Origin of the sequence: Flavobacterium caseinilyticum, from assembly GCF_004349085.1 — a bacterium.
GTDB lineage: Bacteria > Bacteroidota > Bacteroidia > Flavobacteriales > Flavobacteriaceae > Flavobacterium > Flavobacterium caseinilyticum.
The window spans coordinates 671,480-688,742 of the sequence record NZ_SMFM01000002.1; the positions used below are offsets into that span (position 1 = coordinate 671,480).

Annotated in this window: 15 protein-coding genes; 3 read left to right on the forward strand and 12 right to left on the reverse strand. The window is 34.8% G+C overall.

Annotated elements, in window-relative coordinates:
* The first annotated feature begins 5 nt into the window (after positions 1-5).
* Positions 6-1,370, forward strand: a complete 1,365-nt coding sequence (gene hemN / locus E0F89_RS07620; RefSeq protein WP_131909207.1) for an oxygen-independent coproporphyrinogen III oxidase — start codon at positions 6-8, stop codon at positions 1,368-1,370.
* Between the two features lie 235 nt (positions 1,371-1,605).
* Here hemN and E0F89_RS07625 read toward each other — a convergent pair whose 3' ends face one another.
* From E0F89_RS07625 to E0F89_RS07660, 8 genes are all read right to left on the reverse strand, one after another.
* Entirely contained in the window at positions 1,606-2,307 is a 702-nt protein-coding gene (locus tag E0F89_RS07625) for a sulfite exporter TauE/SafE family protein (protein WP_131909208.1), read from the reverse strand.
* Positions 2,308-2,379: 72 nt separating this feature from the next.
* Complete coding sequence (locus tag E0F89_RS07630) at positions 2,380-2,832, reverse strand: FixH family protein (protein ID WP_131909209.1); 453 nt, start codon at positions 2,830-2,832, stop codon at positions 2,380-2,382.
* Between the two features lie 47 nt (positions 2,833-2,879).
* Positions 2,880-4,298 carry a cytochrome c oxidase accessory protein CcoG gene (ccoG, locus tag E0F89_RS07635; RefSeq protein ID WP_131909210.1) on the reverse strand — a complete coding sequence of 473 codons (1,419 nt, stop codon included), beginning with the start codon at positions 4,296-4,298 and terminating at the stop codon, positions 2,880-2,882.
* A gap of 75 nt (positions 4,299-4,373) precedes the next feature.
* Positions 4,374-5,273 (reverse strand): cbb3-type cytochrome c oxidase N-terminal domain-containing protein, encoded by a 900-nt coding sequence (locus E0F89_RS07640; protein ID WP_131909211.1) that lies wholly within the window; start codon positions 5,271-5,273, stop codon positions 4,374-4,376.
* A gap of 27 nt (positions 5,274-5,300) precedes the next feature.
* The gene (locus E0F89_RS07645) at positions 5,301-5,471 is read right to left on the reverse strand and encodes a CcoQ/FixQ family Cbb3-type cytochrome c oxidase assembly chaperone (protein WP_131909212.1); all 171 of its coding nucleotides are present in this window, start codon (positions 5,469-5,471) and stop codon (positions 5,301-5,303) included.
* A 5-nt stretch (positions 5,472-5,476) separates the two neighbouring features.
* The gene (ccoN, locus tag E0F89_RS07650) at positions 5,477-7,666 is read right to left on the reverse strand and encodes a cytochrome-c oxidase, cbb3-type subunit I (protein WP_131909213.1); all 2,190 of its coding nucleotides are present in this window, start codon (positions 7,664-7,666) and stop codon (positions 5,477-5,479) included.
* 49 nt (positions 7,667-7,715) lie between these two features.
* On the reverse strand, positions 7,716-7,907 hold the full coding sequence (gene ccoS, locus E0F89_RS07655) for a cbb3-type cytochrome oxidase assembly protein CcoS (protein WP_131909214.1): 192 nt from the start codon (positions 7,905-7,907) through the stop codon (positions 7,716-7,718).
* Between the two features lie 114 nt (positions 7,908-8,021).
* The gene (locus E0F89_RS07660) at positions 8,022-10,451 is read right to left on the reverse strand and encodes a heavy metal translocating P-type ATPase (protein ID WP_131909215.1); all 2,430 of its coding nucleotides are present in this window, start codon (positions 10,449-10,451) and stop codon (positions 8,022-8,024) included.
* A 109-nt stretch (positions 10,452-10,560) separates the two neighbouring features.
* Here E0F89_RS07660 and E0F89_RS07665 point away from each other — a divergent pair, with 109 nt between their 5' ends.
* A complete protein-coding gene (locus E0F89_RS07665) occupies positions 10,561-11,241 on the forward strand; it encodes a Crp/Fnr family transcriptional regulator (protein ID WP_131909216.1) in 681 nt (226 codons plus the stop codon).
* Between the two features lie 11 nt (positions 11,242-11,252).
* On the opposite strand, the gene E0F89_RS07670 is transcribed toward E0F89_RS07665, so the two are convergent.
* From E0F89_RS07670 to def, 4 genes are all read right to left on the reverse strand, one after another.
* Positions 11,253-12,701: an APC family permease gene (locus tag E0F89_RS07670; RefSeq protein WP_131909217.1), complete on the reverse strand. Its 1,449-nt coding sequence runs from the start codon at positions 12,699-12,701 to the stop codon at positions 11,253-11,255.
* A gap of 79 nt (positions 12,702-12,780) precedes the next feature.
* Positions 12,781-13,554, reverse strand: coding sequence for a nucleoside triphosphate pyrophosphohydrolase (gene mazG / locus E0F89_RS07675; protein WP_131909218.1), 774 nt, complete (start codon positions 13,552-13,554; stop codon positions 12,781-12,783).
* Positions 13,555-13,634: 80 nt separating this feature from the next.
* Positions 13,635-14,123 (reverse strand): DUF5606 family protein, encoded by a 489-nt coding sequence (locus E0F89_RS07680; protein WP_131909219.1) that lies wholly within the window; start codon positions 14,121-14,123, stop codon positions 13,635-13,637.
* Between the two features lie 86 nt (positions 14,124-14,209).
* On the reverse strand, positions 14,210-14,797 hold the full coding sequence (gene def / locus E0F89_RS07685) for a peptide deformylase (protein ID WP_131909220.1): 588 nt from the start codon (positions 14,795-14,797) through the stop codon (positions 14,210-14,212).
* A gap of 193 nt (positions 14,798-14,990) precedes the next feature.
* Between def and E0F89_RS07690 the strand changes: the two genes are divergently transcribed.
* Positions 14,991-17,204 carry an FUSC family protein gene (locus tag E0F89_RS07690; RefSeq protein WP_131909221.1) on the forward strand — a complete coding sequence of 738 codons (2,214 nt, stop codon included), beginning with the start codon at positions 14,991-14,993 and terminating at the stop codon, positions 17,202-17,204.
* The last annotated feature ends 59 nt before the right edge of the window (positions 17,205-17,263 follow it).

The following is a 17,263-nucleotide window of genomic DNA, read 5'->3' on the forward strand; positions in this document are numbered from 1 at the left end:
TTGCCATGAAAAATTCCTTGATACAAAAATACAATGTTCCGGGTCCAAGATACACGAGCTATCCAACGGTTCCCTATTGGGATGAAACTGATTTTTCGGATGAAATTTGGGCTGAAACACTAAAGAAATCATTTGTAGAAAGTAATTCTTCAGAAGGCATTAGTTTATACATCCATTTGCCATTTTGCGAAAGCTTATGTACTTTTTGTGGCTGTAACAAGCGGATTACCAAAAATCATGGCGTTGAGAATCCATATATAGAGGGAGTCTTGAAAGAATGGGCATTATATTGTAAGATTCTTGGAGAAAAGCCAACTATAAAAGAAATTCATTTGGGCGGTGGAACTCCTACGTTTTTTTCCACCAAAAACTTAGAGGATTTAATAAATGGTATTTTTGTTCATGCCAAAAAAGCCAAAGATCACGAGTTTAGTTTTGAAGGCCACCCGAATAACACCTCCCACGAGCATTTGCAAAAACTATACGATTTAGGTTTTAGAAGAGTGAGTTTTGGCGTTCAGGATTACTCAGAGAAAGTACAAAAAGCGATTCACAGGTTGCAGCCTTTTCATAATGTAGCAAAAGTTACATTTTGGGCCAGAGAAATTGGGTATACCTCCATTGGACATGATATCATTTTTGGTTTGCCATTTCAGGAAATTGAAGATATTATTGATACGATTGAAAAAACAAAATCATTACAGCCAGACCGATTAGCATTTTATAGTTACGCGCATGTTCCTTGGATTAAGGGAAACGGACAACGTGGTTTTAATGATGAGGATATTCCAAAAGATGATAAAAAGAGAATGTTGTACGAGACTGGTAAAAAATTATTGTTTGAAAACGGATATCATGAAATAGGTATGGATCATTTTGCGCTGAAAACAGACAGTTTACATGAGGCTTTTCAAAATGGTGCATTGCATCGCAATTTTATGGGCTATAGTTCCTCAAAAACACAATTGATGATTGGATTGGGTGTTTCGTCCATCAGTGACAATTGGTATAGTTTTGCACAGAATGTAAAAAATCTGGAAGATTATTATCAAATATTAGAATGGAATAAATTACCGGTTTTCAGAGGACATTTATTGACCGATGAAGACCTAATCATCCGAAAACACATTCTGAATTTAATGTGCCAATTTGAAACTTCCTGGGAAAATAAGGAAAGTTATTTCATTGAAATCCCAGATGTCCTACTTCAGTTGCAAGAAATGGAAAATGATGGATTACTGATCATTAAAGACAATTCAATTACCGTTACTGAAAAAGGGAAACCTTATGTTAGAAATATTTGCATGGCATTCGATTTACGCTTAAAAAGAAAAGCTCCGGAAACAGCATTGTTTTCGATGACCATTTAATTTTATGAATTTTTTAAAATAAAAAAGTAATTGGACGGTCACAACTTATATGGTAATTCCCTTCAAATTTTAACAATGAGATTAAGAGATAACGAGCAAATACATTCAAATTTAAAGTTAGAAGCTATTGACGATCTTGAATATTAAATAATAAATTCCTGACAATTAACAAATTTTACATAGCACAAAAAAGCACGCTGAATGGCGTGCTTTTCTATACTAAACTATTAGAAAGTTAATGACAGTTTGGATCAGATTGAATAAACAAACTCATATTAGATGGGGAAATATAAGGGATTCCCAATCCTAATCCTCTCAAGATAAATAAGCAACCAATGCATACCGCTACATAAGGTATTGCTTTCTGGATTTTATTTCTAAAAGGAACTGTTAGATATGAATTGATATACACAACGCTGCTCATCATAGGAACGGTTCCTAATCCGAATAGAATCATGTACAGAACACCTAAGCTCTCACTTTGCATGGCAATCGCACCAAACAACGCTACATAAACCATCCCGCAAGGTAAAAAACCGTTCAGTAAACCAATAGTAAATAGGGATTTATAACTCTTGTTTCTAAACTGACTTCCTAAAGCCGTTTTAATTTTAGAAATTATTTTAAAAACAGGTTTTGAAAAATTATATTTGGCAAAAATTTTCTCTGGAGTCAAAACTACTAAAATCATGGCTACACCGATAAATATGGATAAGTTTTGTTGTAAACCGGCCATAAAAAAACCTTTTCCAAGCAGTCCAAAAACGAAACCTATGGTCGAATAAGCTGTTAATCTTCCTAAATGATAAGTGATAATTTGAGTTGCTTTTTTGGCCTGATTCGTTCTGTCTACGGGCAACATCATAGCAATAGGACCGCACATACCAATGCAGTGGAAACTACTTATTAAACCGAAAATGAAGGCAGTGTAAAGCATTTTTTTACTCTAATGTCATAGTGCCAATGGTCATAAAGTCCAGTAACTGGCTTTATCACTTTGACTTTGAGACTAATTGATATAAATTGTTTCTTTAGACAAGTACGATTTTCCATCATATTGCCATTCCATATTAATGTCCCATCGACCGCCTGCCAAACTTTTTTTAGGTATGAGCAAAGTAGTAGCATCAGATAGTGAAATGGGAATTTCAAAATCTAATTTTTTGTTAGACGGTCTGTAAAGGGACACTTTTCCTTTGACAATTTTTGGATCAAAAACTTTTGGGAATACTATTTCAATTCCATTTGAAACACTCTTAATTGTTGGCTTTTGAGCCAAATCAGCTGCATTTTGCACACGAGCCATTTCATCACCAAAATGTGCATCGTGTTTATAATATTCTTCTACAACTAACTCATTATCGTACTTTGAATCGGATTGAACCGTAAAAACAAAATACAAAATGAAGGTCATAAACAAACCAAAAGCGATTACTATTCCTGTTCCCCAGCTAATTTTCATGATATTGTATTTATATTTTTTTTTTTGAACCTTGAAGTGGATACTATTTAATCAAAACTACGCGGACTTAAAAAATTAGTGGTCGCCGTTTCAATTTTTTCATCTCCATTATACACCTCAATTTTCAATTTTGTTTTATCGCTATCCAATAAATTTTGGTTGATTTCAACAAATAAAGTTCCACCATTCATTCCTTGTTTGGGTACTTTTAATTGTTGTTTTCCGACCATTTTTAAAGTTCCTTTTATACCCACCAACTTGAAACGAATATCATTAAAATCATTATTTGTTTTATTGATGATTTTAAAAGTGTAAATGTTGCTAATATTATCACCTTTATGCTGAAACAATTGTCCTGGCAATCTTAAAATGCTGGCTTCAACATCCGAACGTAAGAACAATAATCCAATCAAAATTCCTGTCAAGATGAATAATACGGCCGAATATCCTTTCATTCTTGGCGTAAATTTGAACTTAACTTTTTTCTCAATTTCATCTTCTGAAGCGTATCTAATAAGTCCCTTTGGTAAACCAACGCTATCCATAATCGTATCACATTCATCAATACAAGCGGTACAATTGATACATTCCATCTGCGTCCCGTTACGGATGTCAATTCCGGTTGGACATACATTTACACATTGTTTACAATCGATACAATCGCCTTTTCCAGTAGTCGCTCTGTCTTCTTGCTTGTTGAATTTAGCACGGCCTACTTCTTTTTCGCCACGAACAAAATCGTACGCAACATTTATAGATTTATCATCTAATAAAACGCCTTGTAATCTTCCGTAAGGGCAAGCTATGATGCAAACCTGTTCTCTAAACCAAGCAAAAATAAAATAGAAGACTCCTGTAAAAATGAATAAAGAAACCAACGTACTGACATGGTTTTTTGGTCCTTCCTGAATCATTAAAAACAGCTTGTCGCTACTGATAAGATACGCAAGAAATACATTGGCAATAAAAAAAGAAATGATAAGGAACACTGTCCATTTTATGCTTTTCTTTCTGATTTTTTCTGCATTCCATTCTTGTTTTTCCAAACGAATCTGGGCACCGCGATCGCCTTCAATCCAATATTCTATTCTGCGGAAAACCATTTCTAAAAAGATGGTCTGCGGACAAATCCATCCGCAAAATATCCGTCCAAAAATCACCGTAAAAAGGATGACGAAAACTACCCCGATAATCATAAAAAGCACAAACAGATAAAAATCTTGCGGCCAAAAAGGAAATCCGAATATATTAAATCGGCGCTCCAGTATATTGAACATCATGAATTGATTCCCATTTATCTTTATAAAAGGATTCGCAACAAGTACAATCAGTAAAAAATAACTCACCCATTTCCTGTAATCATAAAACTTCCCTGAAGGTTTTTTGGGAAAAATAAATTTTCTATTTCCCTCTTCATCAATAGTTCCAATGGTATCTCTAAACGCTTCGTCTGGTAATTTTGACATTTTTTCTTATTTAAAACACACAAGTTTAAAATAATTAGTAAAATTCTTTAGTTAAATAAAAACGTGTGTTAATTGTTATTTAACCGCAACAGTAACATCTTCTTCTACCCAAACTTCTCCTTCAGGACCTTTTGCATCTGGTGGGTTACTTCCTTTTAAGGATAAGATATAACTGGCAACTTTCTGCATTTCTTTAGGTTTCAATGTACCTTTCCAAGAAATCATTCCTTTTCCGTCACGTCCTCCATTCACCAAAGTATGAAATACATTTTTTATTCCGCCACCTAAAATCCATTGATCATCTGTTAGGTTCGGCCCAATTTGCCCTCCCGCATCTGCCCTGTGACAAGCTGCACAATTGGTTGTGTAAATTTCTTTCCCCGCTGCTAAATCAGCAGGATCTGTCAATAAAGTCACCGTTTTTTCATCCATCATGTCTGGTGCAGTTTTCATATATTCTGCAATATCAATTTTGGCCTGAGCCACTTCTTTCGTAAGTTCCATTTCCTGATTGTCAGCTCCTAAAACTTCATAGCGCACCATATAAACAACTCCGAATAAGATACAAGCATAGAATAAATACACCCACCATGGCGGTAAATTATTATCTAACTCTTTGATACCGTCATAATCATGATCTAATAATAATTGACCTTCGTTATCCAATGACTCGGTTTTAGTCAGTTTTGTCATCAGCTTTTTAAACCAGTCGCTATCTCTGAAACTTAAAGCGTTTGCTTCCTTTAATTGTATTTTTTGTTCCTCGGTCAACAAGTGATAGGTAATATTGTCAACGGCATTCACGGTAATTTCTATTGCTATCAAAAGGAAAAGAAATACGAATAAGAATACGGAAACCATTGGGAATTTTATAAAAGCAGGTCTGTCTCCTGAGTCAATAAAGTATTCCATTGCTAGCAATACAGCAAAGAAAATAACAGGTACTCTAACGTATGCTGGAATTAATTTTTTCATTTTCTAAATTTTAAAAAATTATACTATTTAGTTGTCTCTTAATGGAAATTGACTCAATTCATTTATCGTTTCTTTTTTATAGGACAAAACCCACAAACCAAGACCTACAAAAAAGAAGAAAAAAATCAATAGTGATAAGATGGGATATATCGCCACACCTTCAATCGTTTCCATATTATGTTTTATTTGTTCGAACATGACTTTTATTTTTTAGCAACATCTTTTACTTTAATATCGGTTCCAAGTCTTTGCATATAAGCAATCATTGCAACGATTTCTCTTTCATTCATTGGAATAAATTTCTCTCCTCTAGCTTCGGCTTTTTTCTTGCTTTCATCATAACTTTTTACAAAGTCAGGATCATTTTTCAAACTTTCTTCAATTGCGACAGCTTGTTTTCGTAAATCATCTAAACCACTTGCAATTTCAGCTTCAGTGTAAGGAACTCCAAGCGTTACCATTACCTGCATTTTCTTTTGAGTCAAAGAAACATCCATTGGTTTATTGTCAAACAACCATTTGTAACCTGGCATAATTGATCCAGCAGAGATACTTTGAGGATTCCAAAAGTGGTTAAAATGCCAATTATCATTGTATTTTGCTCCAACTCTCAATAAATCCGGACCTGTACGTTTTGATCCCCAAAGGAACGGGTGATCGTATACAAATTCTCCTGCTTTAGATTGCGGTCCATAACGTTCTACTTCACTACGGAAAGGACGAACAGACTGCGAGTGACAACCCACACAACCTTCACGAATGTATAAATCACGTCCTTCTAATTCTAATGGAGAATATGGTTTTACACTGGCAATAGTTGGAATATTTGACTTAACCATAATCGTTGGTACAATTTGGATAACACCGCCAATTAAAATTGCGATAGTTGCCAAAATAGTTAACTGAATTGGTTTTCTTTCTAACCAAGGGTGAAATTTCTCTCCTTTAACTCTTCCTGCACTAATTTTCAATAATTCCTGCGCTTCAGCTAATTCATCTTCAATTTTAGAACCTAATCTTACCGTTTGGATAATGTTGTAAACCAAAGTAAACATTCCTATTAAATAAAGGGTTCCACCAATAGCTCTCATCCAATACATTGGCATAATTTGAGTTACTGTTTCAAGGAAGTTACCGTAGGTTAAAGTTCCGTCCGGATTAAATTGTTTCCACATCGATGCTTGTAAAAAACCAGCAACATACATTGGAATCGTGTATAATATAATTCCTAAAGTTCCAATCCAAAAGTGAAAATTAGCTAATTTAAGAGAGTATAAACTACTTTTAGTCATTCTAGGAACCAACCAATAAATCATACCAAAAGCCATAAATCCATTCCAGGCTAATGCACCTACGTGAACGTGAGCAATAATCCAGTCTGTATAATGCGCAATAGCATTTACGTTTTTCAAGGATAACATCGGTCCTTCAAAAGTCGCCATTCCGTAACCGGTAATCGCTACAACGAAGAATTTTAAAACTGGTTCCACACGTACTTTATCCCAAACGCCTCTCAACGTTAAAAGTCCGTTTATCATTCCACCCCAAGATGGCGCAATCAACATAATAGAAAATGCAACTCCTAAATTTTGTGCCCAGTTAGGTAAAGCAGAATATAATAAATGGTGTGGTCCTGCCCAGATATAAATAAAAATCAACGACCAAAAGTGAACAATTGACAATCTATAAGAATACACCGGACGATTTGCCGCTTTTGGAACAAAATAATACATCAATCCTAAGAAAGGTGTGGTCAAGAAAAATGCAACCGCATTATGACCGTACCACCACTGCACTAAAGCATCTTGAACTCCTGCATAAACGGAATAACTTTTCATTCCTGAGACCGGTAATGCCAAACTATTGAAAATATGTAAAACCGCTACAGTAACAAAAGTTGCTAGGTAAAACCAAATCGCAACATACAAATGGCGCTCTCTACGTTTCATGATTGTCCCAATCATATTTATACCAAAAACAACCCAAATCAATGCGATTGCAATATCTATTGGCCATTCTAATTCGGCATATTCTTTAGATGTACTGTACCCTAATGGCAATGATACCGCTGCCGCGACAATAATTAATTGCCAACCCCAGAAATTAATAGCACTCAAAAGATCACTGAACATTCTGGCTTTTAACAATCGCTGCAACGAATAATAAATACCCGCAAACATTGCATTTCCAACAAATGCAAAAATAACCGCATTGGTGTGTAATGGTCTTAATCGACCGTAACTCAACCACGAAATACCATCGGTAATATTTGGAAAAAGAAACATAAAGGCCAATGTAAGTCCCACTAACATTCCTACTACTCCAAAAACGATGGTCGCGTAAATGAAGTTTTTTACAATTTTGTTATCGTAATAAAACTGCTGCATTTCCATAAATAAAAAAATTAAATGATTGAAAAATTTAAAAAATTAGTGTTGAATATTATAAAGTCTCCTGACTTTCGCCCTTTGACTTTTCAACTTTAGGCTGGATTAACTCATCGTCAAATAGCATTCTGACCGATGGTGTATAATCGTCATCATACTGGCCTGTCTTTACTGCAGTTATAAAAGCAATAAAAAATCCGATAGCGACTATTATACTGATGGAGATTAATAAATAAATGACACTCATACCTTAATTTATGTTAACAAAGTTACTTTGACGATTTCAAGTAAAATATGACATTTATCATACTTATCACTTTTGTTAAAAATATGTGAAAAAAATCAGAAAATTTTTATTTTTCTACTTTTTATTTGAATAATAACTGCTCATCACCGTTACAAAACTTACAATGGTTATTGTACTTAACGGCATGATAATAGCTGCAACCAGTGGCAACAGATTTCCGGTTATGGCAAACGATAATCCCACGACATTATACAATAAGGATAATGCAAAACTCATTTTAATTGTTGTAATAGAATTTTTAGATAATTTCAAGAAATAATTCAGTTTTTGAAATTCACCGGCATCCAAAATAGCATCACAAGCCGGTGAAAAAACATTCACATTTTCAGAAATCGAGATTCCAACATTGCTTTGCGCCAAAGCTCCGGCGTCATTTAATCCATCGCCCACCATCATCACATTTTTGCCTTGTTCCTGCAAATTTTTTATGAATTCTAATTTTTGTTCTGGTTTCTGATTGAAAATCAATTCCGTGCCTTTCGGCAAAAGCTGTTCAAGAGTTGTTCGTTCGCCTTCGTTGTCACCTGATAAAACCTTGATTTGATAGTTAGTGCTTAAGTTCCTGAAAAGCTCTTCCAGTCCTTCTCTGTATTGATTGTTAAAAACGAATTTCCCGTAATAAGTATCATTAATCTTGATGTGAACTGATGTCCTCTCCCCAACTCTCTCCAAAGAAGAGGGAAACGAAATAGAAAATGGTGGCTCACAAAATTCTTCAGAACCAATTTGGATTTGGTGACCAAAAATCTGAGCTCGAATTCCTTTTCCGGTGATTTCTTCAAAAGAATCTACTTTCAACTTTTTGGAATCGTGTACCGATTTACTTTGTAAAATTGAAATAGGCAAATAATCATACAACATTCGGCTTAACGGATGATTGGAGGCGCGTAATACATTTTTTATCAGCAACAAATTTTCATCAGAAAGAATGGTTCCTTCATAAGAAATATTCGATTTTTTATTGGTGGTAATCGTTCCCGTTTTATCAAAAACAATTGTATCAACTTTTGCTAATTGTTCAATTACCAAAGCATTTTTGAGATAAAACTTCTGCTTACCTAAAATTCTCAATATGTTCCCAAAAGTAAATGGTGCCGTCAGTGCTAAAGCGCAAGGACAAGCAACAATCAATACCGCAGTAAATACATTGAAAGCAGTGTTGGCATCTATAAAAATCCAATATCCAAATCCTGCAAAAGCAATCAGTAATAAAATAGGTGTAAAATAACGGCTGATACTATCGGTAATCGTTTTGTGTTTTTGCTCTACATTTTTTTGGAACACATCATTACTCCATAATTGTGTCAGATAACTTTGAGAGACGGAATGTAAAACCTCCATTTCGATTACTTTTCCTATTTGTTTCCCCCCCGCAAAAACTTTGTCTCCAGACTGTTTCGTAATGGGAATCGCTTCTCCTGTGACGAAACTATAATCGATTTCCGCTTTTTCCGAAATCAAGATTCCATCAACCGGAATAAGTTCTTGATTTCTGATTAGTAGTCTGTCGCCTTTTTCAACTTCATAAATTGCTACGCTTTCTTCTGATAAATCCGAATTGATTTTGGTAATCGCTATTGGAAAATACGATTTAAAATCCCTTTCGAAACTCAAAAAACTATAGGTTTTGATTTGGAACATTTTCCCCAAAAGCATAAAGAAAATCAATCCGGTCAAGCTGTCGAAAAAACCGGAACCGTAATCCATGACAATATCAAAAGTACTTCGCACAAACATCACTACAATTCCTAAAGCAATTGGAATATCGATATTTAGCATTTTAGTTTTGATACTTTTATACGCCGAAACATAATAACCACTCGCTGAATAGAAGAAACTTGGCAGCGATAAAGCGAAAATTAACCAACGAAAAAAACCGCGGTATTGATCCAGCCAATATTCTTTAACCTCAAAATATTCGGGAAATGAAAGCAACATAATATTTCCGAAACAAAAGAAAGCAACGCCCAATTTATAGGTTAAACTTCTATCTACATTTTTACTTCCCGTTTCATAGTTTTCTAAACTAATGTACGGTTCATAACCAATAGAACTTAACAAGTAAACAATCGTTTTGATAGAAACCACTTCGGGATTGAAGGTGATTCGGACTCTTTTTTCAGGGAAATTAACCTGCGAAGTGCTTATTCCTTTTTGAAGACGCTGTAGATTTTCCAAAATCCAAATACACGAGCTACAATGAATATGTGGAATGTTAAGTGAAATAATTGCGGTTGAATTTTCTTGAAATTCCAAAAGCTTGGATACAATACTTTCATTGTCTAAAAAATCATATTTACCATTAATATCTTGCGGGGTTGCTCCAGGGGATTTTTCGAAATCATAATAGCACGTCAAATCGTTAAGACTAAAAATTTCATACACCGTTTTACAACCGTTGCAACAGAAATTTTTAGCATCAAAAATAATTTCGTCTTCTTTAATAATATCTAACCCACAATGGAAACAGTTTTGTGTGTCCATAACTTTGCTCATTTTACCTGAGGCAAAGGTGATTAATTGAATAAGTTAAAAATATGATATTTGTCATATTAAAGGGTTAGTTTTGTACGCCCAATAAATTCTAAACAATATGAGTAAATGCGAACAATGTATAGTAAGAGAATTCAGCTCTTTAAAAGCACTTACTAAAGACGAATTACTAAAACTTTCAGACTGTAAAACATCTCATATCATTAAAAAAGGGGAGGTTATATTTGAAGAAGGCGAGAATGTAAACGGTATTTACTGCATCAAAGATGGCATCTGCAAGCTTACTAAACTAAGTGCAAACGGTAAAGATCATATTGTAAAATTAGTTACCAAAGGAGAATTACTAGGACAACGCTCGATGATTAGCGATGAACCGGTGAATCTAAGCGCTGTTGCTCTTGAAGACATGCAGGTTTGTTTTATTCCAAAGTCGGAAGTGATGGGATATTTTGATAAGAATAACCAGTTTTCGATGAATGTGATGCGAAGTATTTGTGGTGATTTAAAAGAAGCCGATGATCACATGGTGAATTTAGCCCAAAAAACCGTTAAAGAAAGATTGGCAGAAGCGCTTCTTTACTTGCACGACACCTTTGGAGAAAATGACGATAAATCCTTAAAAGTACAACTTTCAAGAGACGAACTAGCCAGCATAATTGGCACTGCCACCGAAAGTTGCATCCGTTTGCTATCTGATTTTAAAAAATTAGGTCTGATTGAATTAACAGGAAAAAAAATAGTTTTAAAAGATATCAATGCGCTAAAAAAATTAGCAGAATAGCAAGATTCATTTTACTCTTTCTTATTCATTACAAAATAATACACCGGAATTCCCAGCGCCACAATACACAATCCCAATCCAGTATTGAACGTATCATAAATCAATAAAGTCAAGCAGATTGCCGAGGTCACTATAATATAAATGGCTGGTACAATTGGATATCCAAACGCTTTGTATGGTCTGTCTGCATTGGGTTCTTTTTTTCTTAGGATAAAAACTCCCAAAATCGTCAGGATATAAAACAACAACGACGCAAAAGTAGCATACGTCAGTAAATCTCCAAATTTTCCAGAAATACAAAGTACACAAGCCCAAATACATTGCACCCATAATGCTTTGGCCGGAACCTGATTCTTATTAAGTTCCGTCGCTTGTTTAAAAAATAATCCGTCTTTTGCCATCGCAAAAAACAATCTTCCTCCCGAAAGAATCAAACCGCTATTACATCCAAAAGTGGAAACCATGATTAACGCAGCCATCACAAAAACACCAACATTTCCCATAATAATACTTGCCGCGGCCGCTCCTACTCGGTCGTTACTGGCAAACATTATTCCGTTACTCAAACTATCAGCAGCGTTTGGTGTTCCTTGCATTGGCAATAAAGCCAAATAAGCCAGATTTGCCAAAACATAAATAACAGTGACAATTAGAGTTCCAAGAAACAAACTTCGAGGAATATTCTTTTTCGGTTCTTTAATTTCACCTGCAATAAAAGTCACGTTATTCCAAGCATCACTTGAGAATAGTGAATTGATAATCGTTGCTCCTGCAGCGCCCAAAATTGCCATTCCAACTAATTTTGTAACCGTAACCGTTCCATCAGGATTGACCACCGTTTTGCTGGCTTCCCACATGTTTGCAAAATTATTGGACAAAACATCCGTTTGTAAACCAACATACAATCCTAAAACAATCAATGCAAAAAGCGCAATTAATTTAGCCGAAGTAAAAATCAATTGAACCGTTTTTCCGCTTTCAACTCCTTTGGTATTAATATAAGTTAGCAGAATTATACTAAAAATAGCCAATACTTTTTGGTACGAAAAAACAAAACCAGTACCAATAGTAAAAAGACTTTGATCTAAAACAGGAAAGAAGATAGCGGCATAATTAGCAAAAGTAACCGCTATAGCGGCAATAACTCCAGTTTGAATTACCGTGAAAACAGTCCAGCCGTAAAGGAAAGAAACTAATCTTCCATAAGCGCGTTGAATATAAACGAATTGTCCGCCTGCATTAGGCATCATTCCAGCCAATTCTCCATAACTCAATGCGGCGGCAACTGTGATTAATCCTGTTACCAACCAAATTACCAATAACCACGCAGCAGATCCAATATCTCTCGCCATGGCTGATGTTACAATGAAAATCCCGGATCCTATCATGGAACCAGCTACTAAACTTGTGGCATCTATTAATCCTAAAGAACGTTTTAACTCGGTTTTATTTTCTGACATTGGTAATTATAAATTAATCTGAAACTATACTTTGAACACTAATCCCTAAGCATCGGGACTGAACACTGAACACTGAATACTACAACTTCTTCGCTTCTTCCCAAAAAACATCCATTTCAGCTAAAGTCATGTCCATTAAAGGTTTTCCCAATTCTCCTGCTTTACTTTCTAAATATTGAAAGCGCTTAATGAATTTTTTATTGGTTCGTTCCAAAGCATCTTCGGGATTTACGTTAAGAAATCGGGCATAGTTAATCATCGAAAATAAAACATCTCCAAATTCAGCTTCAATTTTATCCTGATCTCCCGCTTCAACCTCAACTTGTAATTCTTCCAATTCCTCTTGAACCTTATCCCAAACCTGATGCGATTCTTCCCAATCAAAACCCACTCCTTTTACTTTATCCTGAATTCGGCTTGCTTTGACTAAAGCGGGTAAACTTCTTGGAACACCTTCCAGAACAGATTTCTTGCCTTCTTTCAGTTTTAGTTTTTCCCAGTTTTGTTTCACTTCCTCCTCGTCTTTAACCACAACATCACTATAAATATGCGGATGGCGATGAATTAACTTTTCACAAATTTCATTGCAAACATCAGCCATGTCAAAATCGTTGGTTTCGCTTCCTATTTTGGCATAAAAAACAATATGCAATAACAAATCACCCAATTCTTTTTTGACTTCGTTTAAATCATTGTCCAGAATTGCATCTCCTAATTCGTAAGTTTCTTCAATAGTCAAATGACGCAACGTTTGCATAGTTTGCTTTTTGTCCCAAGGACATTTTTCACGCAAATCATCCATAATGTCTAATAATCTTTCGAAAGCTTGCAGTTGGTTTTGTCTTGAATTCATCAGAAATTGTTTTTGGTAAAAATAAAAAAATCCTGTTCAGAAAATAGCTGAACAGGATTAAATATTATTGAAGTGAAAAATTATTCTTTTTTAGCTTTTGCTTTTTTAGCCGGAGCTTTTACTTCAGCTTCTGGAGTTTCTTCTACAACTGCAGCAACTTCTTCAGCAACAGCAGCAGTTGGAGCTTCATCAGTAACTAATCCTTTTGCCTGAAGCATATTGTACCAGTTTAAAACTTTTTTGATATCAGAAGGATACACTCTTTCTTCATCATAATCCGGTAAAATTTCTTTGAAATAAGCCGTTAGTTTAGCATTGTCTTCTTTATGAGAAAGTGCTGGACCTTTGCTTTCTTTATCAGCAATTTTTTGCATGATCTCAGCTAAAGGTTTTTCACCTTCATACGTATAAATTGAAATTTCCGACAATAAACTCACATTACTTTTCAAGTTCACTGTGATTTTTTTTCCGTCTGCTAATGATTCTGCGACAAAGCCAGTTCTTGTTTGCACTTTCAATACATATAAACCTGGTTTCCCAGAAATGGCTAATATTTTTTCTAAATTCATCTTTTGTGTAATTATTATTAAGAATTTGACTTATTTATTTTTTCTTTAAAACCAAAAATCATACCAACCGAAGCTGTAAATTTATTTTACCTTCCTTTTTTGGCAAAAAATTTCATGCGGTAATCTTGGAACGTTTTTCCTTCTAAGATGTTTTTCAGTTTCTTTTGAATCAATCGTTTTTTTAATGATGAAATTTTATCGGTAAATAAAATTCCTTCAATATGATCGTATTCATGTTGAATTACTCTGGCGATTAATCCTTCAAAAACTTCTGTTTTCATTACAAAATCCTCTTCGCAATATTCAATTGTTATCGTCGGATTTCTATAAACATCCTCTCTGACATCTGGAATACTCAAGCAACCTTCATTAAAACTCCACTCTTCTCCTTCTTCTTTTATCATTTTTGCATTGATAAAAGTTTTTTTGAATCCTTTTAATTCTTTTTGTTCTACATCTTCTAGTTCTTCATCATCGCTAAAAGGAGTCGTGTCGATTACAAATAAACGAAGGGCTAATCCTACCTGTGGCGCAGCAAGTCCCACACCATAGGCATTATACATAGTTTCGTACATATTGACAATTGTTTCTTTCAAATTTGGATGTTCCGGTGAAAGAACTTCTCCTGTTTTTCTTAAAACTGGATCGCCGTATCCTATAATTGGTAAAATCATTCGTTTTGTATTAAATATTGTCTACTGAAATTGAACTATGTTTCTTTTTCATTCAGTTTGCAAAAATAGTAAAAAAATAGACAATGAATAATCTGCCGTTAAATATTAGCTAATATTTACAATTTAAAACAAATCACCTCCTTTATTGGTTGTCTAATTAATACAACTCTTACCTTTGTGCCAATACATTGATATGATTTACAAAATCCGAAAATTTACCGACAGCACTAATTTTACCAATGGTATAAAAATTACTATCGCGACGGTCATTCCCGTTATGATCTTTTCTTTTTTGGGTAAATTTGAAATGGGTTTTGCAATGGCTCTTGGCGCAGTTTTTACCTATCCAAGCGATATTCCAAGCAGTCTGAAGCATAAAATTAACGGTATTCTTGTCACCGCAATACTGGTGGCAAGCATCAATTTGATTGTGAATATCGTGTTTCCGTATTCATGGATTTTCTATCCTTTTTTGGCGGTATTAATTTTCCTTATAGCCATGCTTTCTGTTTATGGGCAACGAGCCACCATGGTTTCTTTCTCTGGTCTTATTGCCGTTTCATTAGCATTTGCAAGCATCAACACCGGCTGGGCAATGGTACTTCATTCCGCGCTGATTCTTGCCGGCGGTTTATTCTATTTGCTGATTTCGCTGATTTTTCATTACATCAGACCGCATCGCTATATCGAGTTACAAATTGCGGAATGTATTAAACTTACTGCAAAATATTTGAAACTGCGAGGCGATTTGTGGACCTTAAATGCTGATAAAAAATCCATAATTGAAAAACAATTACACCTTCAGGTGGAACTTAATACCATCCATCAAAATATACGGGAAGTATTGATTAGCAGCCATACTACCTCAGGTTCATCCAATCAAAACCGCAAAATGTTGCTGGTTTTTATTTCATTGGTAGAAATTCTTGAACTGGCCTTGTCCACAGCCTTCGATCATGATAAATTACATCAAAAATTCGATGATCACCCTAAGGTTCTGCTAACCTATCAACGTTTAGCTTACAATCTGGCGGCTAGTTTGAAGCAATTATCAAAAAGTGTCAAAAAACACACAAAATACATTTCTAAGCACACTTTACTGAATGATTTAAATTCCTTACAACAATCCATCGCAGGTTATGAGAGTGATTTGGGGAAAACTACTGCTTCCGAAGGGGTTTTTATGTTGACAACGATGCTGCAGTATGCTGAAAAACAGGTCGAAAAAATTAAAATTGTAGAACATGCATTTACACTTGCTTTTAATTCTCAGGATTTTAAAGGAATCGACAAGGATTTAGAAAAATTCCTTACGCCACAATATTACCCGTTGAGCACGCTGACCCAAAACCTGAGTTTCTCCTCTTCTATTTTCAGACATTCCTTGCGATTAACCATGACATTAATGCTTGGATTTATTATTGGAAAATTTCTCCCGTTCCACAACGTATACTGGATTTTACTTACGATAATTGTAATCATGAGACCTGGTTACGGTTTGACAAAAGAACGTTCTTTTCAGCGAATAATTGGCACGGTCATAGGTGGACTAATTGCTTTTGGAATTCTTTTCTTGGTAAAAGATAACATTGTTATCAGTATCCTTTCCATTCTTTGTATACTGTTGGGATTTTCTTTTACCCAAATAAATTATAAAGTAAGTGCCGTATTTGTCACCATGTATGTCGTTTTTATTTACGGATTAATGACGCCTAACATTAGTGATTTAGTCCAATATCGCATACTGGATACCGTGGTGGGCGCTGTTTTAGCATTTTTGGCAAATCAATTTTTATGGCCGTCATGGGAGTTTTTAAATACGCCCGTTTACTTAGAGAAATCGATTAAGGCAAACCAAGATTATTTAAAGGAGATTTCTGTTTTTTACAATAAAAAAGGAAACATTTCTACTTCATACCGTTTGGCTCGTAAAAATGCTTTTATCGAAATTGGAAATTTAATGGCTTCGTTTCAAAGAATGGTACAAGAACCTAAATCTAAGCAAAAACAATTGCCGCAAGTGTATAAACTGGCAGTCTTAAACCATTCGCTATTGTCCTCGTTAGCTTCTTTGGGTACCTATATCCAATCGCATAAAACTACAACCGCCTCTGAAGCGTTTAATGTAGTAGTCGACACTGCCATTAAAAACTTACATAATGCCATTGCTGTCCTCAAAGAAAACAATTCAGAACTCAAGGTAAACCTTCCACAAGAAGATTTAGCGATGCGATTTACAGAGCTGAAAAACATCCGGGAAAAAGAATTAAAACAGGGAATTCCGATTGATGAAGAGGAGTTTCAACTAAAAATGCAGGAAGCGCAATTAGTAATCGAACAATTAATCTGGTTAACTAATTTATCCGAAAATATTTTGAAAACGACAAAAATATTAAAAAATTTATAAAGAAAAAGGCGCTGAAATCAGATACAATCTAAAATTCAGCGCCTTTTTTATATTTATAA

Coding starts and splice junctions, on each gene's coding strand:
- hemN (WP_131909207.1), top strand. CDS start 6: ATGAAAAATTCCTTGATACAAAAATACAATGTTCCGGGTCCAAGATAC.
- E0F89_RS07680 (WP_131909219.1), bottom strand. CDS start 14,123: ATGAATTTAGAAAAAATATTAGCCATTTCTGGGAAACCAGGTTTATAT.
- E0F89_RS07665 (WP_131909216.1), top strand. CDS start 10,561: ATGAGTAAATGCGAACAATGTATAGTAAGAGAATTCAGCTCTTTAAAA.
- ccoN (WP_131909213.1), bottom strand. CDS start 7,666: ATGGAAATGCAGCAGTTTTATTACGATAACAAAATTGTAAAAAACTTC.
- ccoG (WP_131909210.1), bottom strand. CDS start 4,298: ATGTCAAAATTACCAGACGAAGCGTTTAGAGATACCATTGGAACTATT.
- E0F89_RS07630 (WP_131909209.1), bottom strand. CDS start 2,832: ATGAAAATTAGCTGGGGAACAGGAATAGTAATCGCTTTTGGTTTGTTT.
- E0F89_RS07625 (WP_131909208.1), bottom strand. CDS start 2,307: ATGCTTTACACTGCCTTCATTTTCGGTTTAATAAGTAGTTTCCACTGC.
- E0F89_RS07660 (WP_131909215.1), bottom strand. CDS start 10,451: ATGGACACACAAAACTGTTTCCATTGTGGGTTAGATATTATTAAAGAA.
- ccoS (WP_131909214.1), bottom strand. CDS start 7,907: ATGAGTGTCATTTATTTATTAATCTCCATCAGTATAATAGTCGCTATC.
- E0F89_RS07670 (WP_131909217.1), bottom strand. CDS start 12,701: ATGTCAGAAAATAAAACCGAGTTAAAACGTTCTTTAGGATTAATAGAT.
- E0F89_RS07645 (WP_131909212.1), bottom strand. CDS start 5,471: ATGTTCGAACAAATAAAACATAATATGGAAACGATTGAAGGTGTGGCG.
- def (WP_131909220.1), bottom strand. CDS start 14,797: ATGATTTTACCAATTATAGGATACGGCGATCCAGTTTTAAGAAAAACA.
- mazG (WP_131909218.1), bottom strand. CDS start 13,554: ATGAATTCAAGACAAAACCAACTGCAAGCTTTCGAAAGATTATTAGAC.
- E0F89_RS07640 (WP_131909211.1), bottom strand. CDS start 5,273: ATGAAAAAATTAATTCCAGCATACGTTAGAGTACCTGTTATTTTCTTT.
- E0F89_RS07690 (WP_131909221.1), top strand. CDS start 14,991: ATGATTTACAAAATCCGAAAATTTACCGACAGCACTAATTTTACCAAT.